This window comes from Aeromonas lacus, assembly GCF_000764665.1.
GTDB lineage: Bacteria > Pseudomonadota > Gammaproteobacteria > Enterobacterales > Aeromonadaceae > Aeromonas > Aeromonas lacus.
In genome coordinates this window covers 22188-46089 of sequence record NZ_JRGM01000022.1, presented here as the reverse complement: position 1 = coordinate 46089, position 23902 = coordinate 22188, and the positions used below count along the sequence as shown (strand labels likewise).

The following is a 23902-nucleotide window of genomic DNA, read 5'->3' as shown; positions in this document are numbered from 1 at the left end:
CACATCTCTGGGTTGATGATTGTGATGCGCAGGATCGCAAAAAGAGGGATCGGCCGGATATTAACCCGGGTCGCGGTTTTTTAGGTGACGCGCTCTGGTGCTCACCTGCAGGCGGTTACCACTGCGGCCCTTCGCTCTGGCGCCACTGCTCCAGCCAGCGCAGTACCTCGGCGGTCGCCTCGATCTGGTCGGCGGGTATGTAGTTGTTGATCAGCGCATCGCGATAGAGGGCGCGGGCCAGCGGGATGCGCTGCAGCACCGGAATACCCTCCTCCTCGGCAATCTTGCGCACCAGCAGCGCCTGAGCATCTGTGAACTTGAGGGTGACCACCGGCAGTGGCGTTTCTCCCCGCTCGTAGCGAATGCCGATGGCGATATGGGTCGGGTTGGCGACGATGACCGAGGAGCGCTTCACATCGGCGCGCATGTTGCTCGATTGCAACTCCTGATGGAACTGGCGGCGCTTGCTTTTGATCTCCGGGCTCCCCTCCATCTCCTTGTACTCCCGCTTCACCTCGTCCTTGCTCATCTTGAGCTGCTTGATGTGCTGGTAGTGCTCGAAGGCGTAGTCGGCGATGGCAATCACCACAAAACCCATGGCGCAGACCGCCATCAGCTGGCCCAGCATGCCCCCCAGTACCGGAGTGATGCAGCTCATGCCGCAGCCGGGCAACTGGAGCATCGCCTGTAGATTGCCCTTTATGGTGACCCACACCAATAGGCTCAGGAGACTCACCTTGAGCAGGGATTTGACGAACTCCATCAGGCTCTTGATGGAGAAGATCTTCTTGGCCCCCTCCACCGGATTGACATGCTTGATGTCGGGCTTGATCGACTCGCCGCTCAGCAGAAAACCGTACTGGGCGATATGGGAGGCAAGCACCACCAGCGCCGAGACCGCCAGGATCGGGATGCAGAGGTAGGCCATCTCCTGCATCAGGTTCTCCACCACATGGTTGAGCGCCTGGGCAAAGGGGAGGTTGAGGTGGGATTCCGGGATCAGCATCAGCTTGCCCAGATGTTCGAGGTAGTAGTCGGACATCGCCATCAGCATGCCCACCAGACTGAGGATGATGGCGGTGGAGACCACCTCCTTGCTCTTGACCACCTGCCCCTTCTTGCGGGCATCGCGCAATTTTTTGGGGGTGGGCTGTTCGGTCTTTTCGCCGCTCATCGCGCCTCCAGAATGGGGGCCAGCAGTTGCAGCGGATCCATCACCGCCAGCACCTGCCGGTAGGCGTGATCCATCATCAGCTTGATGTAGATGACCAGCAGCAGGCTGGCGACGGCACTTTTTATCGGCATCGCCAGCACGAAGACGTTGAGGGAGGGGGCGAAGCGGCTGATGAGGGCCAGCCCGAACTCCGCCAGAAACATGGCGATCAGCAGTGGTGCCGCCAGCAGGGCGCAGAGCAGCAGCATCTGGCTGAACTGGCTGTAGAAAAAGCTCACCCAGAGATCTCCGATAGCGGGAAAAAAACGGGTCACCGGCCAGCTGGCATAGCTCTGGAACAGGGCCGAGAGCAGGGCGAGAAAGGCGCCGCCGGAAAAGAAGAGGGTGATCAGGGTCTGGGTCAGCAGCAGACCGGTGGGGCTGGTCTGGCTGGCGAGGCTCGGGTTGAACAGCGACGCCATGGCCGCGCCGCGCTGGTTATCCACCAGAAAGCCGCTCGCCTCGACGGCCCAGAAGGGGATGGCGGCAACAAAGCCGATCAGCAGGCCGAGCAGCACCTCCTTGGCCACCAGCAGCGCCAGATCGAGGGCATCGATGGCGGGGGGCAGGGTGTCGGCCACCATGGGGTAGGCGAACAGCGCCAGCGAGCAGACCACGCCGTTGCGGATCATCGCGCCCCCCAGCATCTGCTTGCTGAGCACCGGCAGCATGACGAAGCAGCTGATAAAGCGCGGCAGCAGCAGGGTGTAGGCCAGCATCTGGCCCTGCAGGCTCTCGAGGGTCATTGGATCTGCGGCACCTTGAGCAGCACCATGTCGGCAAAGCTGTAGAGCTCGTTGCCAAGCCAGGCGGTGGTGGCAAACAGGGTGATCACCACGGCGATGAGCTTGGCGACAAAGCCCAGGGTCTGCTCCTGGATCTGGGTCAGCGCCTGCAGCAGAGAGACAAGGGTGCCCACCAGTGCCGCCACCAGTACCGGCGGCATCGAGAGGATCAGCACCAGCCAGAGGGTCTGGCTGGTGAAGTGGAGAATATCGGCGTGACTCATCCTAGCCTCCGTAACTGGTGACCAGCCCGTGGGTGAGGCGGGCCCAGCCATCAAGCAGCACGAACAGCAGCAGCTTGAAGGGGAGCGAGATGGTCATGGGGGAGACCATCATCATCCCCATCGCCAGCAGAATGTTGGAGATGATGAGGTCGATGGCGATAAAGGGCAGATAGATGAGAAACCCGATCTCGAAGGCGCGACTCAGCTCGCTCACGGTAAAGGCGGGCAGCAGGATCAGCAGGCTGTCGGGCTCCAGCCGGTCGGCATATTCGCTGGGCCAGAGCTGCTTGGTGCTGTCGATGAAGAAGGCGTGCTCCCGCGGCTTGATCTGCTTTTTCAGAAAGGCGCGGTAGGGGGCCATCCCCTCGTCGAGAAACTTCTCCACCGATTCGGATTTGGCCAGCGACACCTCGTTCTGGCGCAGGTAATCCTGAGTGGCAAAACCGACCGGTGCCATCACATAGATGGTGAGGATGATGGCCAACCCGTACATCGCCATGTTGGGGGGGATCTGCTGCACCCCGAGGGCGTTGCGCAGCAGCGAGAAGACCACCGCCAGCTTGACGAAGGAGGTGGCCATCACGGCGATAAAGGGGAGTAGGGCCAGCAGCGCCAGCCCGACGATAAGGTTTAGCTCGTCCGGCAGCTGGATCATGACGGCGACTCGCTCTTGAGGTTCTCGACCCGCACCCCGAGTCGCCCCTGGATCTCCACCAGCCGACCGTTGCCGAGCAGATGGCCGTTGCTGATGATCCGCACCTCACCATCGATGGGGGCGCCGAGATCGATGAGTGAGCCCGGTTGCAGGGTGGTGAGGGTGTGCCAGTCCAGGGTCTGACGGCCCACTTCAAAGGTGACCTGCACCGGCAGGTGCTCAAGCAAGGTGGCGTCGAGGGCATCATCGGGGGCGGCGTTGTGCATGGCGGTCAGTTCCAGATGTTGTTGATTGGGTTGGCAGTAGGCATAGGGGCATCCCTCGATGCAGACCAGCAACTGCTGGCCGAGCAGAGGGTGGGGCGGTGGCAACAGCACATCACCACAGGTCAGTGTCTCGAGCTCGCTGATGGCAGCGCGCATCGCCCCCCACTGCAGGGAGAGGGTGAGAGGGAGCGCCAGGCGTTGCTGGCTGGGTCGCGCAGGCAACTTGCCAAGCAGTGGCCCTGGCTCGGCCAGCCAGAGGGCGAGGGTTGTATCCTCCCGCTTGAGCAGCAGTTGCAGCGCAGCGTCACCAGCCGCTTCGCAGGTGGCGTTCGGTATCAGCGCCGAGCAGCTGAGGCCGCCAAGGGGTTGCCCGAGGCGCTCGATCAGTGCCAGTTGCAGCGATTCGGGCAGGCTGAACAGGGCTGCCTGTTGCAGGTCTGGCGCAAGCCAGCGAGCCAGTTCGGCGCCATGGCAGAACAGCGGCAGGGAGAGCCCCTGCCACTGCAGTTGCAGCCGGCAGTCGAGGGACGCCGGCAGCGGTGCGATGGCGAGCGTCAGTTCGCCGCCACTCCAGCCATAGTGGTGGCGGCACTGGCTGAGCCGCTGCTGCAGGGTCAGCTCCGCTGCCGAGGCAGAGGGAAAGGCTATCGATGTCATGCGTCGGCATCCCACTCGTCATAGATGGATCGTTTCTGGCGCGACCCCTGTTCACTGTCGCCCCGGGTAAAGAGGTCAAAGGCGATCCGCTCGCCGGGGTAGAGCCGTTGCAGGCGGTCGATCAGCTCGCCGCGTCCCTGATTGAGCAGCTGGGAACCCTGTTCGCTGGCCAGCATTTCTACCTGCAGCGAGCCCTGATGGTGCTCGATGCGGATGGCAAGCTCTCCGAGCGCGGGCAGGGTGAGCTGGAGCATGGGGGGGCGCTCCGGGCGGCCCAGCTCAAGGTGAATATCCACCGCCAGCTGGCTGAGTAGTTGACCCAGCTCGTGATGATCGACGCGGGGGGCAACCCGTGCCAGCAGCAAATCCCCCGGTGTTGCCGCGAGAGGCAAAACCCGGATGGCCGAGCCGGCAAAACTCTCTTGTGCAAGCGGCTCCTCCTCGTTGGCCACAGGTGCCTGTTCGGTGGGCTCGTCTGCTGTTTGCAGTTGTTCCCCCACCTCAAACCGTGCGGCCAGCTCGCCGCTTTCTTGCATGGCATTCTGATCCTGCCCGGTAAGCTCACCGTCTGACGCCATGGAAGCCGACAGGGAAGAAGTGGGGAGGGCAAATATGAGCTCACCATCTTTGTCATGTGAGGCGTGCTCGGTGGCCATTTGCTGTTCGTGATCCTGCTGCGCAGTGGGGGCCTGCATGCCCTCACGTATCTGCGGCAAGGTCACGGGGAGCGTCTGCGATTCCTGCCGATCGTTTCCCTCCGGCTTGTCATGCTGGGCTTTGCTGCGCGGTGCCGGGCGTGTCAGCCTTCTCTCCGCCAGCTCCTTCTCCTTGTCCGCCACTTTGTTGTTGGCAAGGGGGGCATCCGGCTTTGCCCGGCGGTGCTCATCCCGTTTGCCGATGGGGTTGCCGGTCAGCGCTTTGTGGTCCCGTGCTCTCTTCTGTTGTGCGGACTCGAGGCGCAGGGCCTGCTCGAAGCGCTGCTGCTGCGCCAGGTCCGTCTTGAGCGGTTCGCGCGGCAAGCCTTGCTGTTCGTCAGCAACCCGGGGTTCTGCGCGGGGGGCAGTGAGTCGGTTCATCTCTGGTTACATCCTGATCTGCTGGCGGAACTCTTCCTGTTCCTGCTCTTCGTTGTAGTCGCGCAGGGCTTGCTGTGAGGCCAGCTCCTGACGGTGTAGTTCGGCAAATTTCTGTTGCTGCTGGCGGGCGCGGTGTACCGCTTGCTGGCGCTCCTGCAAGCGGATGCGCTCTTCGGCCACCCGCTCGCCCTGTTCGGCGGCCAGTTGCTCAAGGTGGGCCTCTTTCTCCCGCAGCAGGGCGACCTGTTGTTGCCACGCCTTGAGCCCCTTGCGATCGAGTTGCTCCGCCTGACAGATGGCGAATAGTCGATCTTCTTCGGTCAGGCGCCACTGGCGGTAGTCGAGACTCTCCTGCTCCGCTTCGCGCTGGCGGATGCGGGCGAGTTGCAGCCGTGCCTGCTGTGCGGTGAGCTGTTGCTCGGCTCGCTCCAGCCGCAGGTCTTTGATCCGTTGCAGGCGGCCAATCATCGGGTCAGCGCCTCCAGGGTGGCGAGCGCCTCGGGCAGTGAACTCGGCTCATGGGTGCCCTGTTTCAGCCACTGGCGAATGGCCTCGATACGGGTGATCGCCTCGTCGGCCACCTTGTCCTGCCCCTTCTGGTATTCGCCGATCTGCAGCAGCAGTTCGACCTCTTCGTATTTGGCCAGCCAGCTGCGCAGGCGACCGGCCTGCGCCTGATGCCCGGGCGCGATGATCTGGTTCATCACCCGACTGGCAGAGCGCAGCACGTCGATGGCCGGGTAGTGGTTGGCCGCCGCCAGCTTGCGCGAGAGGATGATGTGGCCATCGAGGATCGAGCGGGTCTCGTCGGCTACCGGCTCGGTCATGTCATCCCCCTCCACCAGCACGGTATAGAGGGCGGTGATGGAGCCCTTGTCCGACTGACCGGCCCGCTCCATCAGGCGGGGCAGGGCGGCAAACACCGAGGGCGGATAGCCCCGTCGGGTCGGCGGTTCGCCGGCAGCCAGACCAATCTCGCGCTGGGCACGGGCAAAGCGGGTGACGGAATCCATCAACAGCAATACCCGCTTGCCCTGATCCCGGAAATATTCGGCGATGGAGGTGGCGACAAAGCCCGCTTTGGCGCGCTCCATGGCGGGGCGATCCGAGGTGGCCACCACCAACACCGCTTTCTTGAGCCCCTCTTCCCCCAGATCTGCCTCGATAAACTCCCGCACCTCGCGGCCCCGCTCGCCGATCAGCGCCAGCACGGTGACATCCACCTCGGCGCTGCGAATAAGCGAGGCCAGCAGGGTACTTTTGCCGCCCCCCGCGGCCGCGAAGATCCCCATCCGTTGCCCCTCGCCACAGGTGAGCAGTCCGTCGATGGCACGAATGCCCAGCGAAATGGGCTGCTCAATCCGCTTGCGACTCATGGGGGCGGGGGCATCGCGATAGACCGGATACCAGGCTGCGGGCTCCTGCTGCTGGCCGCCGCCAAAGGGGTTGCCAAGGCCATCCAGCACCTGACCGAGCAGGTGCTCGCCGACCCCGACCTGATGCATGGCACCGGTTGGGCTCACCTCGGTATTGGAGGAGATGCCGAACATCTCCCCCAGCGGGGTGAGCAGCGCCTGATGCTGGGCAAAGCCGATCACCTCCGCCTGCAGGGAGAGGGTGTTGTCGGGGTTGCGCAGATGGCAGAGCTCGCCGATCCGCACGCCGGGCACCACCGCCTTGAGCAGGGTGCCGGTCACCTGGGTGACCCGGCCACGGATCTGGATCAGGCGGCACTCGTCGATGGCGTGACGCAGCTGGCCGGGAATGTGATCGAGGGAGAGGGACATCGGGAGATCTGCACCATTAAAAACGGTGGCCACTATAGGCGATGGGCGCGCGCGGGGATTTCAGCGCGAGTCGGGACTTTTTAGAAAAGCGTTGCGAGCCGGCTAAAAATTCACGGCCGATTTTGGCATAGGCGCCCGAGGACGATTTTTATAATGCCATCCTCGTCAATCCACTCATTACGGGAGCCGCCATGGCCACTATCCAGAGCAATCCCTATCTCCCCACCGCTCAACCTGAAGCCCGTGGCGCCGAGAATGCCCCCCGTCAGGTGCCCCTGCAGGGAGGACAGTTTCAGGGGGAGCAGGTCGTGCTGGCCAGCGCAACCCAGTCGCTGGGCGACATGGCAGAAGAGCTCACCTTTGTCTTTTCCGAGCGATCCGAGCTCTCCCTGGCCAAGCGCAAGCTGAGCGACAGTCAGGCCCGCATCAGCGAGATAGAGGCGCTGGTGGGAGACTACCTCGACAAGGTGCCGGAGCTCGAGCGCCAGCAGAAGATCAAGGAGATGATCAGCCACCTCGGCAGCGGCCGGCTGGCCAACCTCTCCCAGCTGCTGGCCTACCTCGAGAGCTACTCGGGGGAGGTGAGCGAGCAGTTCGAGGCGCTTACCCAGGCACGCAAGGCCCTCGCCGGTCGCCCCGAAATGCGGGGTACGTTGGCACTTGTTGAACAGGCGCTGGCCAAACTGGCCGACGAGCAGGGCAGCGCCATCGTGCTGGGCGCCCGCATTACCGGCCCGGCGCAGGAGGCTGCCCGTGAGGGGCTCGGTCAGGTGCAGGATCTGCGGGATCTCTATCGCGATGCGGTGCAGGACTATCGGGCTCTCTCCACCGCCTGGCGCGATATTCATAGCCGTTTTGGCAACGGTGCGCTGGAGAAGGTGACCGGCTTCATGATGAAGGCCTTAAGCGCCGATCTCGACAGTCAGCAGCGCTGGCTCGACCCGGTCAAGCTGGAGCGGGTAATGAGCGATATGCACAAGCTGCGGTTGCTCAACACCCTCTCGGCGCAAGTGGACGAGTTGTGGCAGCGGGTGAAGGAGGGGGCGGCCCATGGCATACGGGCCTTCTGATCTGATGGGCGATCTCATTGCGCTGGTGGAGAAGCGCTGGTCTTCGGTGCACGACGTGGAGCAGATCGGCGTCGCTCTGGAGCTGACGCAAACACATCAGCAGGTGCAGCTCTATCAGGAGCTCAAGCGGTTGATCCGCCTGCTGCCGGTGGAGCTGTTCAGTGAGGAGGATCAGCGCCAGAACCTGCTGCAGTGCTGTCAGGGGGCGCTCGATAACGCCATCGAGCGGGAAGAGGATGAGTTGTCCGGAGAGTCGTCATGAACTGGATCGAACCCCAGCTGGTGCAGTTTTGCCAGGATCTGGGCATCACCATCGGGGATAACCCCCACTACCTGATCCAGCTTGAGCTGGAGCAGAGCGGAACCTTGCAACTGGAGCGCCATCAGGGGCAACTGACTCTCTGGTTGGCCCGCTCGCTGCCGTGGCACCAGAGCGGCGAGGCCATTCGCCGCGCCATGAGTTTCACCGCAGCCGCCCAGGCGCCCGCCCTGCCGGTGCGCTGCGGTTGGCTCGGGGAGGATCGGCTGATCCTCTTCGTGACCCTCGATGAGCGGGCCGTGACCCTGCCGCTGCTCCATCAGGCGCTACGCACCCTGACCCGACTGCAACAGGACGTGGTGGCGCCATGAGCCGGATCACCGCGGCCCATATCGGGATTGAGCAGCTCAGTGCCATCCGCCTCGACGAGCAGGAGCAGAGCCTGCCGGGGCGCTACGCCCTGCTGCCGGATGGCCAGTCCATCGAACCCCACATCAGCAGGCTCTATCCCGCCAATCTGGCGGAGCGCACCCTGTATGAGTTCGCCACCCCGGATCGCGGCTTTCACGATCTGCTGCGCCCGCGCGATTTTGCGCAGGCGATGGCGGGGCTGCGGGCCGTGCTGGCCGAAGGCGCCACCCCCGAGTTGCAGGCGGCCAGTGCGCTGCTTGAGCAGCTGCACGGGGATGAACAACTGATGCAGATGACCCTCCATCTGCTGCACAAGGTATGACCATGATCCTCTCGTCACAGCAGCAGGATGCGCTGCTGCTCACCGGCTGGCTGCACCTGCAGTATGGCCACCCCGATCGTGCCAGCACCCTGCTGGTGGCGCTGCTGCAACTGCACCCCGCCAATCAGGCGGCCCGCCGCACTCTGCTGGTGGCCCTGCTCAGGCAGGGTTTTGGCGAGGAGGCGCTCGGTCATGCCGATCTGCTGATGGCACAGGGGGAGGCTGACGGCCCGCTCTGGCTCTGCCGCAGCCGCGCCTGCCAGCTGGCAGGCAGGCTGGATGAAGCCCGTTTCGCCTATCAACAATATCTCGAACTGGAAGAGCAGAATGAACCAACGCTCCCTTGAGCTGCTGCGCCGGATTGGCGAGCGCAAGGACATCATGCTGGCGGTGCTGCTGCTGGCCATCGTCTTCATGATGGTCTTGCCGCTGCCGCCGGTGGCCCTCGATATTCTGATCGCCATCAACATGACCATCTCGGTGGTGCTGCTGATGATGGCGGTCTATATCAACTCGCCGCTGCAGTTCTCCGCCTTCCCGGCGGTGCTGCTCATCACCACCCTGTTCCGGCTCGCCCTCTCGGTGAGCACCACCCGGATGATCCTGCTGCAGGCTGATGCCGGCCAGATTGTCTACACCTTCGGCAACTTCGTGGTGGGGGGCAATCTGGTGGTGGGGATCGTCATCTTCCTCATCATCACCATCGTCCAGTTTCTGGTGATCACCAAGGGCTCGGAGCGGGTGGCAGAGGTAAGTGCCCGCTTCTCTCTCGATGCCATGCCCGGCAAGCAGATGAGCATCGATGGCGACATGCGCGCCGGGGTGATCGATGTTAACGAGGCGCGCGAGCGGCGCAGCGTCATCGAGAAGGAGAGCCAGATGTTCGGCTCCATGGATGGCGCCATGAAGTTCGTGAAGGGGGACGCCATCGCGGGTCTCATCATCATCTTCGTCAACATCCTCGGCGGGGTCACCATAGGAGTCACCCAGAAGGGATTGTCGGCGGCCGATGCGCTGCAGCTCTATTCCATCCTGACGGTGGGGGATGGCATGGTCTCCCAGGTCCCGGCCCTGCTGATCGCCATCACCGCGGGCATTATCGTGACCCGGGTGTCGTCCGAAGAGTCCTCCGATCTCGGTTCCGATATCGGCGCTCAGGTGGTGGCCCAGCCCAAGGCGATGCTGATCGGCGGCCTGTTGCTGGTGCTGTTCGGGTTGATCCCGGGCTTCCCGATGGTCACCTTCTTTACCCTGGCTGCCATCGTCACGGCGGGGGGCTACTTTATCGGACTGCGCCAGCGCAAGGCGCAGAGTCAGCAGAGCCAGGATCTGCCCACCATGCTGGCGCAGGGGGCTGGTGCCCCCGCTGCCCGCAGCAAGCCGAAGGCGGGCAGCAAACCACGCGGCAAGCTGGGTGAAAAGGAGGAGTTTGCCATGACGGTGCCCCTCCTGATCGATGTGGATGCCGCCCTGCAGGCCGAGCTGGAGGCCATCGCCCTCAACGACGAGCTGGTGCGGGTGCGCCGTGCCCTCTATCTCGATCTCGGGGTACCTTTCCCGGGCATTCACCTGCGTTTCAACGAGGGGATGGGGCCTGGCGAATACCTGATCCAGCTGCAGGAGGTGCCGGTGGCCCGCGGTCAGCTGCGGCCGGGTCATCTGCTGGTGCAGGAGAGCGCCTCCCAGCTCGATCTGCTGGGACTTGCCTACGAGGAGGGGACGCCGCTGTTGCCGGGGCAGCCCACGCTCTGGGTGGCCAGCGAACATCAGGCTCGGCTCGACACCTCGCGCCTTGCCGCCCTCACCCCGGATCAGGTGATGACCTGGCACCTCTCCCATGTGCTGCGCGAATACGCCGAGGACTTCATCGGTATTCAGGAGACCCGCTATCTGCTGGAGCAGATGGAGGGGAGCTATGGCGAGCTGGTGAAGGAGGCGCAGCGCATCATTCCGCTGCAACGGATGACCGAGATCCTGCAGCGGCTGGTGGGGGAGGATATCTCGATCCGCAACATGCGCGCCATTCTCGAGGCCATGGTGGAGTGGGGCCAGAAGGAGAAGGATGTGGTGCAGCTCACCGAGTACATCCGCAGCAGCCTCAAGCGCTACATCTGCTACAAGTACGCCAACGGCAACAACATCCTGCCCGCTTATCTGCTCGATCAGCAGGTGGAGGAGCAGATCCGTGGCGGCATCCGCCAGACCAGCGCCGGCAGCTATCTTGCCCTCGATCCCGCCGTGACCCAGGGCTTCCTTGATCAGGTGCGTCACACCGTGGGGGATCTGGCCCGAATGCAGAACAAGCCGGTGCTCATCGTCTCCATGGATATCCGCCGCTATGTGCGCAAGCTCATCGAGGGGGATTACCACGCCCTGCCGGTGCTCTCCTATCAGGAGCTGACCCAGCAGATCAATATCCAGCCGCTTGGCAGGGTCTGCCTGTGAACGGCGATCCGCTCACCCCCTGGCTGCAGGCCCGCGGCGTGACAGTGACTCCTCACCATCTGGGGGCGACCCCGATCCAGCTCGGCCATGCCCTGCATTATCGCCACATCTCTCTCGCCTGGCGGGTCGATAGCGACACGCGCCGGGTCTGGATCCTGCTGGTACGCCGTGAGGGCGAGCGGGATGGTCTTGCCAACCCCTTTGCCGCCTTCTATCTGCTGGCGGAGGCGACGTTGGCGGTGCTGGGCGCGGGTTACGAGCTCTATGGCAACGTCGATGTGTTTCGTGGCAGCACCCTTAGCGCTGAGCGGCTGGGGCGCTTCTATCGCCACTGGACCGGCGCCAGCGAAGCCGAACCAGGCTGGTTTGCTCTTGCGGCCGAGCAGGTCTGCTCCCTGCGCGAGATGCGAAAACGACAAAAGGACGGCCTTGCGTGACAGGCATGCCCAAAAGGGCCTCATAGAATAGGAGCCATGATGAAACAACCCCGTTTTGCCCACCATAGCGATGCCATCGAACGAGCCGAACAGGCCATCGCCGACAGCGAGCAGCGCAATGCCCTGCTGCAAGAGATGCTGGCCGGCCTTGCTCTCTCGGAGCAGACTTGCCAGCTGCTGTTCAATGCACCCGGCGAACAGGTCGCCGTGGCCGAACAGGAGTTGCTGGCAGAGTTTCGCCGCAGGCAGGCGATGCTGCCGGAACAGCAGGGGGAGAGCCGCAAGAGCCGGCGTCCCACCATGATGCGTGGACTGATGATTTAAGGAGACGTGATGAGCATTATCTCTGATTACACCCGCAACAAAAATCATATCCAGATTGAGCAGTGGCTAAACAGCGAGCCAGGCACCCTCAATGCAAAACAGCGGGCACTGGTCGACAAGCTGAAAAACAACGTCTCCATCAGCAAGGAGGACTCGACCGGGCTGACCCTGGCACAACTGGAAAGGCTGGTTGCCCGTTACCTGAGCAACGATGACGTGCTTGACGAGGTCAGCAAGCAAGTCGACACGCTGGTGCTACCGGTGGCGCTCCCCGATGTCGTGGCGCAGATCAGTCGCTATACCGATGATCGTATCGATCAGGAGGTCATCGACGCCTTCACCTGGGTGATGTTTACCCAGAACAACAAGCGTACCGGTATCAACGAAGAGCTCAAGGCGCTCACCGCTGAGCTGAAGATCTACGGGGTTATCCAGTCAGAGATCAACAAGGCGCTATCTTCCTCATCCAGCCAGACCTTCAAGACAGATTTCAATCTGATGGATTACAAGCTTTATGGCTATGAAAACGAAGATAAGTTTCGTGCCGGTCCCGAGTTCAAGCTGCTGGATCAGATGCCCAAGGATGCCTCGGGCCATGTGTCGGTCAAAACGTTTCTCGAGAGTGACAAGAAGCAGAGTGGGTCGATGACAGGGGTCGAGAACGAGTACAAGTACGACAAGGACAACAACAAGCTGGGCAACTTCGCCACCAGCGTGAGTGACCGCTCACGTCCGCTCAACGATCAGGTGAGCGAGAAGACCACCCGGCTCAACGATGTCAGCTCCCGCTATAACTCGGCCATCGAAGCCCTCAACCGTTTTATCCAGAAATACGACAGCATCATGCGCGACATTCTTGCCGCCATTTAAGGAGATCACATGCAGACCGATACCACCCTGGCCCCGGAGTATGAAGCCGAACTGGAGTCCTTCCTCGCCGATGGCGGCACCATCGCCATGTTGAAGGATATCTCCGGCGATACCCTGGAGCAGCTCTATGCGCTGGCATACGGGCAGTACCAGGCCGGCAAGTGGCAAGATGCCCACAAGATTTTTCAGGCCCTCTGCATGCTGGATCACTACGAGCCGCGTTATTTCCTCGGGCTCGGTGCCTGCCGTCAGGCGATGGGTGAGTACGAAACGGCAGTTCAGAGCTACAGCTTCGGCGCCATGCTCGATTTGAAAGATCCCCGTTTCCCGTTTCATGCAGCCGAATGCCGGTTGCAACAGGGGGATTTGACAGGGGCCGAGAGTGGCTTCCACTCGGCCCACCTGCTGGCGGGCGGTGACCCGCAGCTGGCTGATCTGGCGGCAAGCGCCAAGGTCATGTTGGAAGCCATCGCAATCAGAAGGGATCAGCAAGATGAACCCGATCAGCAATGAAAGAAGCATTTCCCCGCAGGGAAATATCGGCAATGTGGCGGGCTTGCAGCCAGCTGCCGAGCCGCGCAGTGAAACCCGGCTCGATGCCGCTGTTACACAGGCGGGCGGCGCAGTCCGCACCGCCGGTGTCGCTCTGACCCCGCCGCTGGCGGCCAGCAATGATCGTCCCGGCCAGAAAGTGATGGCAGAGATCAGCCGGCTGGTTCGCGAGACCGTGGAGAACAGCGGCAAGCTGCTGCCCCGTGTTGGCGCTCTGGTGACGGCTGCCTTTACCTCGCCGGCAGCCTTCGAGATTGAGCTGGGCAAGCTCACCAGCGATCTGGAGCGGACCCAGACCAAGCTGAAGCTCGACGATATCAAGCGCGCTCGTGAATTGAACGAGAAGAAGATTGGCGAGAACCAGGAGAAGATCAAAGAGGCTGAGGAGAGTGCCAAGGAGGCCAAGAAAGCGGGCATCTTCGGCAAGATTTTCGGCTGGCTCAGCGCCATCGCCTCCGTCGTTATCGGTGCCATCATGGTAGCGACCGGGGTGGGTGCCGCCGCTGGCGCCCTGATGATCGCCGCCGGCGTGGTCGGCATGGTCAATATGGCAGTGCAGCATGCCGCCGAGGCGGGGCTTATATCCAAAGAGGTGATGAAGCATTTGGGGCCCGCTCTGATGGGGGTAGAGATTGCCCTTGCCGTCATCTCCATGGTGGCTAGCTTCGGCTCCTCCATCGGTAGCCTCATTACCAAAGTGGGGGCGAAGATTGGCGGGACGGCTGCGGAGATGAGCGCCAAGCTGGTGACCAAAGTGGGTGATCTGGCTGGTCGATTTGCGGCCAAGGGGTCGGTCGAGGCGATGAAACTGACAGGCAATACGGCCAAGGTGATGAAGATGGGCACCCAGGGCACCGACGTGTTGCTCGATGTGAGCGGTGGGGTGACCAAATCGGTTCAGTCATCCAAAGAGTCTGCCGCGCTTTATGCCCAGGCCGATTTGCAACAGAGCAAGAGCGAGATGACCCAGCTGCAGGCCGTGATCGACAAGCTCAAGGAGGCCTTATCCCAAATCCTGGAGGCATTCCAGGAGACCATGGAGATGATCTTCCAGATGATCAGCGCAAGGGGCGAGATGATGAGCAATCTTGCCCGCAGACCGGCCGCCATATAAGGAGATGGACCTATGAACATTAACGACAGCACCTTCAATCCGATCCGTGCCAATGCCCTGTTCAGCGAAGGGGTCGAGCAGCCCCTTGCGGCAGGCAATCGTGAAACGACCCATGCTGCCGGTAGCATCACCTCCGGCAGTGAGGTCAAGCGTCAGGGCGGCCCCGAGTTGCCGGCCCCGACCCAGCGGCTGGACGGTGCCAAGCTGGAACAGGCCCGTGCGGTGCTCAACGATACTCTCGATCTGATGTCGCAGCTCTTCCAGCTCGCTCGTCTGGCGCGCCAGATGGGAGTGACCCAGCGCGACATGGAGAACCAGCAGGTGATCGACAGCCAGAAAGCGCAGGTCGCCGAGATGCGCAGCGGCGCCAAGCTGATGATCGTCATGGCGGTGGTATCCGGTGTAATGGCCGGTTTTTCGGCCATTACCGGAGGATTCTCTCTGAGCAAGTCTGCCAAGGCGATCAAGCAGGACAAGGCACTCAATGCCAATATTGCCGGGCGCCAGCAGGAGCTGAAGCAGATAGGGGATATCAAGAAGTCTGCTGGCCTCGAGATGGGGGACGCGGGACACGAACTGACGGCAAGGATCAAAAACGACAAGGCAACTCTCAAGACGCTGAACAAGTCGTTTGATGCCAATAACAGCCGGCAACAGATTGCCAGTACCGTGATCCAGTCCATCGGGCAGATGAGCAACTCGGCGGTGCAGGTTGCCCAGGGCGAGAGCCAGGCGACGGCCAAGGAAGATGAAGTCAAGGCGACCATCAGCCAGACCGAGAAGCAGAAGATTGAAGACAATATGGCCTTCAACGCCAACTTCATGAAGGATGTGCTGCAGCTGATGCAGCAGTACTCCCAGACCCTCAACCAGACGCTCAAGGCAGCCTTCGGGGTTGCTTGACGCGAGCAGGCAGCAAGGCGCCCGACGGGCGCCTTTTTCGTGTGCCGACCACTTTTCTTAAAAGAGCCGCCTCTGAGTGACAGCCGCCATCGGGATGGCGAGCTACCATCCTCTCCTCTCTGCTGGAGGAAATCATGGACGCCACTGTCATCATCAATCGGCTGCTCGCCGAGTTTGCCACCAAATATGGTTTGCCCTCCCTGACCCTGAACCGGGAGGGGGTGGCAGCACTCTGTTTTGACGAGCACTTGCAGCTCTCCCTCATTCTGGTGCCCGAACGGGATCACCTGGTGATGCAGGTCGATGTGGCCGAATTGCATCAGGTGGGTGAGGGGATCTTTCGCCAGCTGGCCAGCTTCAACCGCAACTGGTATCAGTTCAATCTCCACTTTGGTTTCGATGAAGAGAGCCTGACGGTACAGCTCTACCGCCAGATGTCGGCCTCGCGGCTGACCCTGACCCAGCTTGAAGAGAGTCTGGCCAGCATGCTGGAGCATGCCGAATTCTGGCAGGAGCTGTTGCAGCCACGACCTGGCCCGGTCAGCAAGAGTGACGAGGTGATGGGAGTACGGGTGTGACCATGAAGATCCAGGAATCGAGCGCCAGCCAGCTGGCATCTGCGGCAGAACGCTCTGCGACGGGTTGCTTTGCCGGTAGGGCCGTGAGCGGTCGTGATGCGTTGGTTGAACCTGTGCCGCTGGCGGCGGCATTGCGCCGCACTCTTGCGCTGAGCAGAGCGCAGGAGCAGATGCTGGATCGCCTGCAGCAGGGCGAGCACAAGCCGTTGACCGAGAGAAGGATCCGGTTGTTATGAGAACGCTGCTCTTGCTCGCGCTGCTGACTCTCGGTGGTTGCGTCAGTACCACGGTTGTCCCTCCTGTGTCGCAGAGCCTGACAGGGGAAGTGCACCTCAATGCCGATTTACCCCGCCCTGCCACCGTGGAGGTGACAGTTCTGAGCGTGATGGAAGGACGGCTACTGCAGGTGGCCTCAACCCGTTATGAGCTGACCATGTTACCTCTGGTTTTTGATATGCGGCTGACGCCTCTGCAGTGGGGAGAGGGTGAACTCTATGTGCGTACCCGTTTGCGGTTTATTGGCAATGGAGCGATTCAGGCAACGGGTCAGCAAAAAGTTTTTAAGGTTTTAAATAGTCGCCCATTGGTAATTTCATTGCAGCCACGCCCTTGTTATCCATTGTGTCAATAATAAGGCGTATCTAATAAACAAGCTGGAAATCAACTGGTTATTAATTTATCAACTGGGTTGCAGCGTTTCTTTCTGTAACAAACTATTTAATGACGTAAGGAAAAGGCCTGATAAATGCGTTATCAATTGTATCAGTAGTGTCATGACTCTAATTTTTGGCTGGTTTTTATGCTGGTGATTGTTGTAGGATTTCTCTCTCATTTAAGTGTTGATTAAATTAATGATCATCGCTTAATGATGACATTCATAACTAAGAAAAATAAACACCAATAATAAACCACCCGGACGGAGCCTTTTTCTGCCGAGGTGCTACTTGCAATACACGCAGATTCAGGAAAACAAAAATGAAGGGCATTACAACCACAGAGAAGGGCGATATGGCCCTGCTCCAGTGGTGCATGTCTGCTTTCAGCGTCATTGAACACCACCAGGAGGGCATATATGTTCTCCTGGATGGCGCGATGAGCTGGCAGGACTGCACCGATACCTATGAGTTATCTCCCAACGAGTTGATATTCGTGCGCCGTGGCAGTTATGCGGTTACGACAGGTGACGAGCCTTGCCACCTGCTCTGGATCCCCCTTTCCAACACCTTTTTGCAGGGTTTTCTGCAGCGTTTCGGTTCACTGCTGAGCGAGGTCAGCCGGGTTGAGGGGATTGCTCCCAGCCTGCTGCCCTTTCATGCATCCCCTCTGATCAACCAGTCCATTCAGGGCTTGCAGGGGTTGATGGAGCATGAACATCCTCCCGAATTGGCCCGGTTGCGAACCGAAGAGCTGCTTTTTCTGCTCGCTTTTGGCGAACAGGGACCGCAATTGATGTCCATTTTGCGCCAGCTGAGCAATCGCCAGGTCGAGCGGTTGCAGCAGTTCATGGAAAAACATTATCTGATGGAGTGGAAGCTCAGCGAATTTGCCAAAGAGTTCGGCATGGGGCTGACCACATTCAAGGAGTTGTTTGGCGCAATATATGGCGTATCGCCCCGAGCCTGGATCAGCGAACAGCGGATCCTCTACGCTCATCAGTTATTACTCAATAGCGAGATGAGTATCGTCGATATTGCGATGGAGGCGGGATTCTCCAGCCAGTCCTATTTCACCCAGAGTTATCGGCGCCGTTTTGGTTGTACCCCGAGCCGTGCCCGTCATGGCAAAGATTAACGCCGGACTAAAATAATCTGACGTTTTTTATAAGTCGCAGGGCAGAGCCATGGGTAGAATAGCCAGCATACCGAAACATTATTCCATAAATTGCCCGCAGCAAGATGAGCAAGGCATAGCATGAGTCAGCAAGATCACACATCACCCAATCAGGGCCTCTTCGCAGGTCGCCGGGTTGCCGTTGTCCAGCCAGAGAGCCTGAATCTGGCCCAGCTGGTGGGACGACAGTCCGTGCTCCGTTATCAGGACGCCGGCGTGATCAGCTCCCAGCAGATGGCGTTGCTGCAGCGTCTGCTGCCAAGGACCCGTCTGGAGCGCCTTCTCGGGTCTATCTGGTTTCAGCGCCGTCTCGATATTGCGCTGGCCGTCTCCCGTGAGGAGCTGCAACAGCTGCTGCGCCTCGCGGGCAGTGAGCGTGATGACTGGTTGCAACAGCTGGGGGATAGCATAAATCTGGCCGATCCGCAGCGGCTGTGGCACTGGGTGCTTTATCCCCTCCACCGCTGGTGGGTACAGCGTCTGGAGCCGCTTTATGGCGCCTGCCTCAACGAGTTGGATCAGCTGCAGTTGATGCGCCGTCAGCTCCATGCCCAGTCCATCTTCTGGCAAACCGTGGTCGATGTGCCATCCGGCCTCGAGCGCCGGATTGCCGAACAGCTCGCCAGCGTGAGCGAACGCGAGCAGGAGCTGGCGCAGTTGCAGGTGCAGTGTGAAGCGCGGTTGCAACAGGCCTGGCCGGCCTGGTACGCAGAGCAGGGGCAGATGGTCTCCTTTGAACGGCTGCTGCCGGTGCCGCTTGAGCTTGGTACCTGCTGGCAAGCCCTGCAGGCGCTGCCCCACGATGCCGCTGCTGGCGACACACTGCATGAGTGGCTGACGGGCCGGGGCATCGCCCTCGCTCAGGATCACTTCTACTGGCAGCCTCCTGCGCCCTAGATAGCCCGAGGAACTATGCAAACGCTACTGAATCGATTGGCCGCAACACTTGGCCAAGGGCCTTTTGTTGCCGACGCACAGGGTAGGTACCATCTGCGACTCGATGGTTATCCCCTCTTTTTGACCCCCGGAGCGAGCGAATTGCTGCTCAGCACCCCTCTCACCTCGACCCGTCACGGCGAGGGGGAGAGCCATGATCCGGCCCTGCTCAAGCGCCTGTTGCAACAGGTGGTGGCCTGGGGGCGTCACACCCCGCATGCCCTGGTGCTGGATGAGCTGGGCAACCTGCAGCTGGAAGCCCGGTTGGCGCTGGAGTGGCTCGACGAAGCACAACTGGAGCTCAGGATTAGCCAGCACATCACCCTGCTGGAGCGGCTGGAGCCCCAGCTGACCGAGGCCGCGCTGGCCCCTCAATGGAGACAGATGATATGGCACCCTTGAGCGTGCAAAGAGTGATCCGCCCGCTCTGCTGGCTGGTGCTGGTCTGTATGGCCTGGCAGCGTCCGCTGATGGCGCAGGAGCTCGACTGGGTGCCCATGCCCTACAGCTATGTGGCGGAGGGGGAGAGCCTGCGGGATGTGCTGGTCAACTTCGGGGCCAACTACGAGGTCTCCGTGGTAGTCAGCGACAAGGTCAATGATCAGGTCAACGGCCAGTTCGAGCACGATGAACCGCTCGCCTTCCTGCAGCAGCTTGCCTCTCTCTACAACCTGGTTTGGTACTACGACGGCAACGTGCTCTACGTCTTCAAGAACAGTGAAGTACAGTCTCGCCTCATCAATCTGGAACAGACCGGTGCCGCCGAGCTGAAACAGGCGCTGCAGCGGGCCGGTATCTGGGAACCCCGCTTTGGCTGGCGCCCCGATGCCGATAACCGGCTGGTCTATGTCTCGGGCCCGCCGCGCTATCTCGAGCTCATCGAGCAGACCGCGGTGGCACTGGAGCAGCAGTCCCAACTGCGCAGCGAGAAGACCGGGCCACTCGCCATCGAGATTTTCCCGCTCAAATATGCCTCCGCCACCGATCGCTCCATCCAGTATCGCGACACCAGCGTGGATGCCCCCGGCGTGGCGACCATCCTCTCCCGACTGCTCTCCGATGCGGGTGTGCAGATGGTGAATGGCGAGGGGAGCAAAGGGGGGCAAGTTGCCTCCGGTCAGGCCATCGTGCAGGCCGACCCTTCTCTCAACGCCGTGATTGTGCGCGATGCGCCGGAGCGGATGGCGATGTACGGCAAGCTGATTGCGGCGCTCGACAAACCGGCGGCCCGCATCGAAGTGGCCCTCTCCATCATCGACATCAATGCCGAGGATCTCTCCCAGCTGGGGGTGGACTGGCGAGTGGGGATCCGCACCGGCTCTAACCAGCAGGTGATCATCAAGACCACCGGCGATCGCAAGGGCATTGAAGGGGGCGCCGCCCTCGGCAGTCTGGTGGATTCCAAAGGGCTCGACTATCTGCTGGCCCGGGTCAATCTGCTGGAGAACGAGGGCAATGCCCAGGTGGTCTCCCGCCCGACCCTGCTGACTCAGGAGAATACCCAGGCGGTGATCGACCACAGCGAAACCTACTACGTCAAGATCAGTGGGGAGCGAGTGGCAGAACTGAAGGACATTACCTACGGCACCATGTTGCGGATGACGCCACGGGTGATCCAGATGGGCGACAAGCCCGAGATCAGCCTGAGCCTCCATATCGAGGATGGCAATCAGAAGCCAAACAGCTCCGGCATCGACGGCATCCCGACCATCAGCCGTACCGTGGTGGATACCATCGCCCGGGTCGGCCACGGCCAGAGCCTGCTGATCGGTGGTATCTACCGCGACGAGATGAGTGAAAACCTGAGCAAGGTGCCTTTCCTCGGCGACATCCCCTATCTGGGGGCGCTGTTTCGCAGCAAGGAGACCCAGACCCGTCGTTCCGTGCGGCTCTTTATCATTGAGCCTCGTCTGATCGATGACGGTATCGCCCACTATCTGGCGCTGGGCAATGGCCAGGATCTGCGCGCCGGAGTGCTGGGTGTCGACGAGATTTCCAACCAGAGTCTCTCCCTTGGCAAGGTGCTGGGCGGCGCCCAGTGCCAGCCGCTGGCAGCGGCCAGGGACGTGCAGAAACTGCTGCATCAGGGTGGCAAGAGCTCCGCCCTTACCCAGTGCCGGATGGGCAATGAGCTGGGCTGGCGTCTGGTCGAGATGGCGAAGGATCAAAAATGCACCCCGGCGGCCAGCTGGTGCATGCAGGCGACCCCGGCCGGAGCTGGCCGATGAGCTGGAAGTGCCGCGTATATCGCGGGCTTAACCGAGGGGTAGAGGTAGCCCTGCCGGAAGGGCGTCTGGTCATCGGCTCTGATCCGCTGCTGGCCGATCTGGTGCTGGTGGATGAGGGGATGGCCCCCGAGCATCTGGTGCTGCTGGTGTCGGCCGAAGGGATCAACCTGCAGGGGTGGGCAGAGGGCATCACGCCGACTCAGGATAGTGTGGCACTGGAGACCGGCGCCCAGCTGATGGCCGGTACCCGTCTGGAGGCTGGCCCCCTGCTCTGGAGCTTTTGCGACAGCAGCCGGTCGCTGCCCGAACAGCTGGAGGCGTTGCCAGCCATGGCGGTACCGACACGACCACGGCGGCGTGCCGGCAGTGCCGAGTGGTGGCTGGTTGGCCTCTGCCTGTCGCTGGTCATGGCGGTGGTCGTGATGCTTGGTCACGGCTGGTGGCAGGGGAGCAGCGAGAGCGATACCGCTCGCAATGAGCAGGAGCTCAAGCGCTTTCTGGCTGCCCCCGCTTATCGACAAGTGGTGCTCAACAGCAGCGACCCCGAACTCTGGCTGCTCTCGGGATATGTGGATGAGAACGGCAACCGCCTCGCCCTGCAGCAGTATCTCGATGGCAAGGGGCTCAACTATCGTCTCGATCTGCGCACCATGGAAGATCTGCGTCAGGGCGCCGGTTTCATTCTGCAAAAGCTCGGTTACGAACAGTTGCAGATCCGCAATGGCAAGGAGCCCGGCTGGCTGCGCTTGAGCGGTGCCATCAGTGCACAGGACGCCCGCTGGAACAGCATTGAATCCCTGCTCAAGCAGGAGGTGCCGGGGCTACTTGGCATCGAAAACCGGGTGCAGGTGGCCGGAGCCCATCGCAAGCGACTCGATGCCATGTTGCAGGAGCAGGGACTGGCCGGTTTGCTGCGGGTGAGTGAATCGCGCGACCGGATCGAGCTGTCAGGTCAGCTGGATGAGGCGAGGCTGGCGCAATTTCAGCAATTGCAGCTGCAGTTTCGCCGCGAGTTCGGCTCTCACCCCATGCTGGAGCTGATCAACCAGAGCCGAACGCCCCGTCAGGATGAGCTGGAGTTCGAGGTGCGCAGTGTCTCCCTCGGCCGGGTGCCTTACGTCACCCTGGCGGATAACCGCCGCTATCCGGTCGGAGGGGCGACAGCCAACGGGGTCCGCATCCTCTCTATCCAGCGCGATGCCGTGGTGGTGAGCAAGGGCAAGCAGCAATACATCGTCAGATTGAAAGGGGGCGAAAGCCATGATGACCAGTTTGGAAACGCGACTGTCCGGCGCTGATCCCGCCTTCGCCCGCGCGCTGCAGGAGCAGCTGGTGCAGGCGTTGGGTGAGGTCAAGCGCCAGCTGATGCGCGGGGGATCTCCGCAGCAGTACCGGCAGTGGCAACAGGAAGCGGACGCCATCGAGGCGGGCATGCAGATACTTGAGCAGATCAAAGGAGCATAAGAGATGGCAGAACCCATTTTTAACCCGGGGAATACCCTGGATAACGTCGCCGAGGCGCTGAAGAAGCAGGCTAACGATGCCAACACTGACGTAAAAGCTGCGATTGACGCACTGAAAGATAATCCCGATGACCCCGCCAGGCTGGCCGAGCTGCAACACAAGATCAACAAGTGGTCAGTGATCTACAACATCAACTCTACCGTGACCCGCAGCATGAAAGATCTGATGCAGGGCATCTTGCAGAAGGTGTGACGATGGATCGCCAACTGAAACGGCAGCTGGCCGAACTGGCACTGGCCGGCACCGGTCATCATTGTCACTCGCAGGCCGCCGCCATCGCCGACTGGCTCGCAAGCGATCCGCAGATGAGCGAGTGTGTCACCCTGATCCGCCTCTCCTCCCTGATGAACCGGGGAGATTACGAGGGGGCTCTGGCGCTGGGCAAAGGGTGCGATACCCCCGAACTGGAACCCTGGCTCGCCCTGTGCGAATGGCGGCTGACACGGCTGGATGCACTGCAGAGCCGGTTGGCCCGGCTTGAGCAGAGCGAGCTCTCCTCCTTGCAGCAGTTTGCCGCTGGCATGCGCGAGCAGATCGCCTCATGAAGGTCGATGGTAACGAACAGGGCGTCCGTCCGCTTGCGGTGACGCCGCCGGGGTTGCCCCCGCCTGCAGCGGCAGAGCGGCAACATTTTGAGCGGCTGCTGGCCAAAGAGGAGAGCAGCGCCCTGCTGACACGCTGGAAAGAGGGGACGCCGCTGGAAGCGCTGCTGGAGGGACACTCTGCCGCCACCCGGCGCGAGCTGCTCTGGCAGGTCTATCAGCAGGATGACAAGGCGACCGGGGTAGCCGACCAGCTCTTCAAGCCGGTAGCGAGCAAGCTGATCGAACGCTTTGGCGAGCGCCAGCTGCCGGTGGTGGCTGCCATCGACCTGCCAGAGTTGCGCGCCCTGATGCGGGAGTTTGATCCGCTCTCGTCGCGGCGGGAGACGGTGCTGCTCAAGGTGATGGCTGAACTGCGGGGGCAGGGGGCATTGCCCGGTAACGACTATCTTGCCGAGCTGGCCCGACGCGAACTGATGACCCTGATCCCGCACAACGGCATGGTCAACAATCTGGTGCGTCACGCACACAAACTGGATCTGGAGGAGTGATGGAGATAGCACAAAGCGCGCAGGCCGTGGTGACCAGCCTGGATGAGCTGAAAGCGGCGGATGTTCCCGGTGCCCAGATCGCCACCTTCGAGCAGGCGATGGGCGGCAGCGCTCAGGGGATCGGCGGTACATTGCTTGGCGAAATCGGCGAGATCAAGCAGCAGTTTGTCGAGGCCAAGCAGAGCCTGCAGGCCGAGCTGGCAACGCCGGGCGATGACCCCAACAGTTTGATGCAGATGCAGTGGTCGCTGATGCGGATCACCATGCAGGAGGAGCTCATTGCCAAGACCGTGGGCAAGATGAGCCAGAACGTAGAAACCCTGTTGAAGACCCAGTGAGGTAG

General features: G+C 61.5%; 33 protein-coding genes. 25 read left to right on the top strand and 8 right to left on the bottom strand.

The window, feature by feature from the left end; genetic code table 11:
- Positions 1 to 115: 115 nt before the first annotated feature.
- The 8 genes from ascU to ascN are packed head-to-tail and all read right to left on the bottom strand — an operon-like array spanning position 116 to position 6663.
- Complete coding sequence (gene ascU, locus LG31_RS0103860; RefSeq protein ID WP_033113187.1) at positions 116 to 1174, bottom strand: SctU family type III secretion system export apparatus subunit AscU; 1059 nt, start codon at positions 1172 to 1174, stop codon at positions 116 to 118.
- Entirely contained in the window at positions 1171 to 1959 is a 789-nt protein-coding gene (gene sctT, locus LG31_RS0103855; RefSeq protein WP_033113186.1) for a type III secretion system export apparatus subunit SctT, read from the bottom strand. The genes ascU and sctT overlap by 4 nt, the downstream gene beginning before the upstream one ends.
- On the bottom strand, positions 1956 to 2222 hold the full coding sequence (gene ascS / locus LG31_RS0103850; RefSeq protein ID WP_033113185.1) for a SctS family type III secretion system export apparatus subunit AscS: 267 nt from the start codon (positions 2220 to 2222) through the stop codon (positions 1956 to 1958). The genes sctT and ascS overlap by 4 nt, the downstream gene beginning before the upstream one ends.
- 1 nt (position 2223) lies before the next feature.
- Positions 2224 to 2877 (bottom strand): SctR family type III secretion system export apparatus subunit AscR, encoded by a 654-nt coding sequence (gene ascR / locus LG31_RS0103845; RefSeq protein WP_033113184.1) that lies wholly within the window; start codon positions 2875 to 2877, stop codon positions 2224 to 2226.
- Positions 2874 to 3800: a type III secretion system cytoplasmic ring protein SctQ gene (gene sctQ, locus LG31_RS0103840; RefSeq protein ID WP_033113183.1), complete on the bottom strand. Its 927-nt coding sequence runs from the start codon at positions 3798 to 3800 to the stop codon at positions 2874 to 2876. The genes ascR and sctQ overlap by 4 nt, the downstream gene beginning before the upstream one ends.
- On the bottom strand, positions 3797 to 4876 hold the full coding sequence (locus tag LG31_RS0103835; RefSeq protein WP_033113182.1) for a type III secretion system needle length determinant: 1080 nt from the start codon (positions 4874 to 4876) through the stop codon (positions 3797 to 3799). Before LG31_RS0103835 ends, sctQ begins: the two co-directional genes overlap by 4 nt.
- A 6-nt stretch (positions 4877 to 4882) precedes the next feature.
- On the bottom strand, positions 4883 to 5344 hold the full coding sequence (locus LG31_RS0103830; RefSeq protein ID WP_033113181.1) for a type III secretion protein: 462 nt from the start codon (positions 5342 to 5344) through the stop codon (positions 4883 to 4885).
- Positions 5341 to 6663, bottom strand: coding sequence for a SctN family type III secretion system ATPase AscN (gene ascN, locus LG31_RS0103825; protein ID WP_033113180.1), 1323 nt, complete (start codon positions 6661 to 6663; stop codon positions 5341 to 5343). Before ascN ends, LG31_RS0103830 begins: the two co-directional genes overlap by 4 nt.
- 191 nt (positions 6664 to 6854) lie before the next feature.
- Between ascN and sctW the strand changes: the two genes are divergently transcribed.
- From sctW to sctI, 25 genes are all read left to right on the top strand, one after another.
- Entirely contained in the window at positions 6855 to 7733 is an 879-nt protein-coding gene (gene sctW / locus LG31_RS0103820; RefSeq protein ID WP_033113179.1) for a type III secretion system gatekeeper subunit SctW, read from the top strand.
- Complete coding sequence (locus tag LG31_RS0103815) at positions 7714 to 7995, top strand: TyeA family type III secretion system gatekeeper subunit (protein WP_033113178.1); 282 nt, start codon at positions 7714 to 7716, stop codon at positions 7993 to 7995. Before sctW ends, LG31_RS0103815 begins: the two co-directional genes overlap by 20 nt.
- Positions 7992 to 8363 (top strand): SycN family type III secretion system chaperone Acr2, encoded by a 372-nt coding sequence (gene acr2 / locus LG31_RS0103810; protein WP_033113177.1) that lies wholly within the window; start codon positions 7992 to 7994, stop codon positions 8361 to 8363. Before LG31_RS0103815 ends, acr2 begins: the two co-directional genes overlap by 4 nt.
- Positions 8360 to 8725 (top strand): type III secretion system protein AscX, encoded by a 366-nt coding sequence (gene ascX, locus LG31_RS0103805; protein ID WP_033113176.1) that lies wholly within the window; start codon positions 8360 to 8362, stop codon positions 8723 to 8725. The genes acr2 and ascX overlap by 4 nt, the downstream gene beginning before the upstream one ends.
- A gap of 2 nt (positions 8726 to 8727) precedes the next feature.
- On the top strand, positions 8728 to 9072 hold the full coding sequence (ascY, locus tag LG31_RS0103800) for a type III secretion system chaperone AscY (RefSeq protein WP_033113175.1): 345 nt from the start codon (positions 8728 to 8730) through the stop codon (positions 9070 to 9072).
- Complete coding sequence (gene ascV, locus LG31_RS0103795; RefSeq protein ID WP_274518911.1) at positions 9005 to 11170, top strand: SctV family type III secretion system export apparatus subunit AscV; 2166 nt, start codon at positions 9005 to 9007, stop codon at positions 11168 to 11170. The genes ascY and ascV overlap by 68 nt, the downstream gene beginning before the upstream one ends.
- Positions 11167 to 11607, top strand: coding sequence for an LcrR family type III secretion system chaperone (locus tag LG31_RS0103790; RefSeq protein WP_033113173.1), 441 nt, complete (start codon positions 11167 to 11169; stop codon positions 11605 to 11607). Before ascV ends, LG31_RS0103790 begins: the two co-directional genes overlap by 4 nt.
- A gap of 36 nt (positions 11608 to 11643) precedes the next feature.
- On the top strand, positions 11644 to 11931 hold the full coding sequence (locus tag LG31_RS0103785) for a type III secretion protein (RefSeq protein WP_274518910.1): 288 nt from the start codon (positions 11644 to 11646) through the stop codon (positions 11929 to 11931).
- A gap of 9 nt (positions 11932 to 11940) precedes the next feature.
- On the top strand, positions 11941 to 12801 hold the full coding sequence (locus LG31_RS0103780; protein WP_033113171.1) for a virulence-associated V antigen: 861 nt from the start codon (positions 11941 to 11943) through the stop codon (positions 12799 to 12801).
- 9 nt (positions 12802 to 12810) lie between these two features.
- On the top strand, positions 12811 to 13314 hold the full coding sequence (locus LG31_RS0103775; RefSeq protein ID WP_033113170.1) for a SycD/LcrH family type III secretion system chaperone: 504 nt from the start codon (positions 12811 to 12813) through the stop codon (positions 13312 to 13314).
- Positions 13295 to 14467 (top strand): type III secretion system translocon subunit AopB, encoded by a 1173-nt coding sequence (gene aopB, locus LG31_RS0103770; RefSeq protein ID WP_033113169.1) that lies wholly within the window; start codon positions 13295 to 13297, stop codon positions 14465 to 14467. Before LG31_RS0103775 ends, aopB begins: the two co-directional genes overlap by 20 nt.
- Positions 14468 to 14479: 12 nt before the next feature.
- Positions 14480 to 15370, top strand: a complete 891-nt coding sequence (locus tag LG31_RS0103765; RefSeq protein WP_033113168.1) for a YopD family type III secretion system translocon subunit — start codon at positions 14480 to 14482, stop codon at positions 15368 to 15370.
- 134 nt (positions 15371 to 15504) lie between these two features.
- Positions 15505 to 15948, top strand: a complete 444-nt coding sequence (locus LG31_RS0103760; protein ID WP_033113167.1) for a type III secretion system chaperone — start codon at positions 15505 to 15507, stop codon at positions 15946 to 15948.
- Positions 15949 to 15950: 2 nt separating this feature from the next.
- Positions 15951 to 16184 (top strand): T3SS regulon translocated regulator ExsE family protein, encoded by a 234-nt coding sequence (locus tag LG31_RS0103755; protein ID WP_033113166.1) that lies wholly within the window; start codon positions 15951 to 15953, stop codon positions 16182 to 16184.
- Positions 16181 to 16579, top strand: coding sequence for a YscW family type III secretion system pilotin (locus LG31_RS0103750; protein ID WP_033113165.1), 399 nt, complete (start codon positions 16181 to 16183; stop codon positions 16577 to 16579). The genes LG31_RS0103755 and LG31_RS0103750 overlap by 4 nt, the downstream gene beginning before the upstream one ends.
- A gap of 344 nt (positions 16580 to 16923) precedes the next feature.
- Positions 16924 to 17739: a helix-turn-helix transcriptional regulator gene (locus tag LG31_RS0103745; protein WP_033113164.1), complete on the top strand. Its 816-nt coding sequence runs from the start codon at positions 16924 to 16926 to the stop codon at positions 17737 to 17739.
- 120 nt (positions 17740 to 17859) lie between these two features.
- Positions 17860 to 18675: a T3SS regulon anti-activator ExsD domain-containing protein gene (locus tag LG31_RS0103740; protein ID WP_033113163.1), complete on the top strand. Its 816-nt coding sequence runs from the start codon at positions 17860 to 17862 to the stop codon at positions 18673 to 18675.
- Between the two features lie 15 nt (positions 18676 to 18690).
- Entirely contained in the window at positions 18691 to 19116 is a 426-nt protein-coding gene (locus LG31_RS0103735; protein WP_033113162.1) for a YscB family type III secretion system chaperone, read from the top strand.
- Positions 19089 to 20942 carry a type III secretion system outer membrane ring subunit SctC gene (sctC, locus tag LG31_RS0103730; RefSeq protein WP_167334750.1) on the top strand — a complete coding sequence of 618 codons (1854 nt, stop codon included), beginning with the start codon at positions 19089 to 19091 and terminating at the stop codon, positions 20940 to 20942. The genes LG31_RS0103735 and sctC overlap by 28 nt, the downstream gene beginning before the upstream one ends.
- A complete protein-coding gene (gene sctD, locus LG31_RS0103725) occupies positions 20939 to 22240 on the top strand; it encodes a type III secretion system inner membrane ring subunit SctD (protein WP_033113195.1) in 1302 nt (433 codons plus the stop codon). Before sctC ends, sctD begins: the two co-directional genes overlap by 4 nt.
- Entirely contained in the window at positions 22203 to 22406 is a 204-nt protein-coding gene (locus LG31_RS0103720) for an EscE/YscE/SsaE family type III secretion system needle protein co-chaperone (RefSeq protein WP_033113160.1), read from the top strand. Before sctD ends, LG31_RS0103720 begins: the two co-directional genes overlap by 38 nt.
- 3 nt (positions 22407 to 22409) lie before the next feature.
- Entirely contained in the window at positions 22410 to 22658 is a 249-nt protein-coding gene (sctF, locus tag LG31_RS0103715) for a type III secretion system needle filament subunit SctF (protein ID WP_033113159.1), read from the top strand.
- A 2-nt stretch (positions 22659 to 22660) separates the two neighbouring features.
- Complete coding sequence (locus LG31_RS0103710) at positions 22661 to 23011, top strand: YscG family type III secretion system chaperone (RefSeq protein WP_033113158.1); 351 nt, start codon at positions 22661 to 22663, stop codon at positions 23009 to 23011.
- Positions 23008 to 23559: a YopR family T3SS polymerization control protein gene (locus tag LG31_RS0103705; protein ID WP_033113157.1), complete on the top strand. Its 552-nt coding sequence runs from the start codon at positions 23008 to 23010 to the stop codon at positions 23557 to 23559. The genes LG31_RS0103710 and LG31_RS0103705 overlap by 4 nt, the downstream gene beginning before the upstream one ends.
- Positions 23559 to 23897: a type III secretion system inner rod subunit SctI gene (sctI, locus tag LG31_RS0103700; RefSeq protein ID WP_033113156.1), complete on the top strand. Its 339-nt coding sequence runs from the start codon at positions 23559 to 23561 to the stop codon at positions 23895 to 23897. Before LG31_RS0103705 ends, sctI begins: the two co-directional genes overlap by 1 nt.
- Positions 23898 to 23902 lie beyond the last annotated feature (5 nt).

Bases quoted from the DNA above. Each gene is read 5' to 3' on its own strand.
- LG31_RS0103705 (WP_033113157.1), top strand. From the start codon at position 23,008: ATGAAGGTCGATGGTAACGAACAGGGCGTCCGTCCGCTTGCGGTGACG.
- LG31_RS0103835 (WP_033113182.1), bottom strand. From the start codon at position 4,876: ATGAACCGACTCACTGCCCCCCGCGCAGAACCCCGGGTTGCTGACGAA.
- ascY (WP_033113175.1), top strand. From the start codon at position 8,728: ATGATCCTCTCGTCACAGCAGCAGGATGCGCTGCTGCTCACCGGCTGG.
- LG31_RS0103760 (WP_033113167.1), top strand. From the start codon at position 15,505: ATGGACGCCACTGTCATCATCAATCGGCTGCTCGCCGAGTTTGCCACC.
- sctW (WP_033113179.1), top strand. From the start codon at position 6,855: ATGGCCACTATCCAGAGCAATCCCTATCTCCCCACCGCTCAACCTGAA.
- LG31_RS0103735 (WP_033113162.1), top strand. From the start codon at position 18,691: ATGCAAACGCTACTGAATCGATTGGCCGCAACACTTGGCCAAGGGCCT.
- LG31_RS0103830 (WP_033113181.1), bottom strand. From the start codon at position 5,344: ATGATTGGCCGCCTGCAACGGATCAAAGACCTGCGGCTGGAGCGAGCC.
- ascV (WP_274518911.1), top strand. From the start codon at position 9,005: ATGAAGCCCGTTTCGCCTATCAACAATATCTCGAACTGGAAGAGCAGA.
- LG31_RS0103765 (WP_033113168.1), top strand. From the start codon at position 14,480: ATGAACATTAACGACAGCACCTTCAATCCGATCCGTGCCAATGCCCTG.
- sctC (WP_167334750.1), top strand. From the start codon at position 19,089: ATGGAGACAGATGATATGGCACCCTTGAGCGTGCAAAGAGTGATCCGC.
- sctF (WP_033113159.1), top strand. From the start codon at position 22,410: ATGGCAGAACCCATTTTTAACCCGGGGAATACCCTGGATAACGTCGCC.
- LG31_RS0103720 (WP_033113160.1), top strand. From the start codon at position 22,203: ATGATGACCAGTTTGGAAACGCGACTGTCCGGCGCTGATCCCGCCTTC.
- sctT (WP_033113186.1), bottom strand. From the start codon at position 1,959: ATGACCCTCGAGAGCCTGCAGGGCCAGATGCTGGCCTACACCCTGCTG.
- sctD (WP_033113195.1), top strand. From the start codon at position 20,939: ATGAGCTGGAAGTGCCGCGTATATCGCGGGCTTAACCGAGGGGTAGAG.
- aopB (WP_033113169.1), top strand. From the start codon at position 13,295: ATGAACCCGATCAGCAATGAAAGAAGCATTTCCCCGCAGGGAAATATC.
- ascR (WP_033113184.1), bottom strand. From the start codon at position 2,877: ATGATCCAGCTGCCGGACGAGCTAAACCTTATCGTCGGGCTGGCGCTG.
- LG31_RS0103775 (WP_033113170.1), top strand. From the start codon at position 12,811: ATGCAGACCGATACCACCCTGGCCCCGGAGTATGAAGCCGAACTGGAG.
- LG31_RS0103755 (WP_033113166.1), top strand. From the start codon at position 15,951: ATGAAGATCCAGGAATCGAGCGCCAGCCAGCTGGCATCTGCGGCAGAA.
- ascU (WP_033113187.1), bottom strand. From the start codon at position 1,174: ATGAGCGGCGAAAAGACCGAACAGCCCACCCCCAAAAAATTGCGCGAT.
- sctQ (WP_033113183.1), bottom strand. From the start codon at position 3,800: ATGACATCGATAGCCTTTCCCTCTGCCTCGGCAGCGGAGCTGACCCTG.
- LG31_RS0103745 (WP_033113164.1), top strand. From the start codon at position 16,924: ATGAAGGGCATTACAACCACAGAGAAGGGCGATATGGCCCTGCTCCAG.
- LG31_RS0103740 (WP_033113163.1), top strand. From the start codon at position 17,860: ATGAGTCAGCAAGATCACACATCACCCAATCAGGGCCTCTTCGCAGGT.
- ascN (WP_033113180.1), bottom strand. From the start codon at position 6,663: ATGTCCCTCTCCCTCGATCACATTCCCGGCCAGCTGCGTCACGCCATC.
- ascX (WP_033113176.1), top strand. From the start codon at position 8,360: ATGAGCCGGATCACCGCGGCCCATATCGGGATTGAGCAGCTCAGTGCC.
- ascS (WP_033113185.1), bottom strand. From the start codon at position 2,222: ATGAGTCACGCCGATATTCTCCACTTCACCAGCCAGACCCTCTGGCTG.
- acr2 (WP_033113177.1), top strand. From the start codon at position 7,992: ATGAACTGGATCGAACCCCAGCTGGTGCAGTTTTGCCAGGATCTGGGC.
- LG31_RS0103780 (WP_033113171.1), top strand. From the start codon at position 11,941: ATGAGCATTATCTCTGATTACACCCGCAACAAAAATCATATCCAGATT.
- LG31_RS0103750 (WP_033113165.1), top strand. From the start codon at position 16,181: ATGAGAACGCTGCTCTTGCTCGCGCTGCTGACTCTCGGTGGTTGCGTC.
- sctI (WP_033113156.1), top strand. From the start codon at position 23,559: ATGGAGATAGCACAAAGCGCGCAGGCCGTGGTGACCAGCCTGGATGAG.
- LG31_RS0103710 (WP_033113158.1), top strand. From the start codon at position 22,661: ATGGATCGCCAACTGAAACGGCAGCTGGCCGAACTGGCACTGGCCGGC.
- LG31_RS0103785 (WP_274518910.1), top strand. From the start codon at position 11,644: ATGATGAAACAACCCCGTTTTGCCCACCATAGCGATGCCATCGAACGA.
- LG31_RS0103815 (WP_033113178.1), top strand. From the start codon at position 7,714: ATGGCATACGGGCCTTCTGATCTGATGGGCGATCTCATTGCGCTGGTG.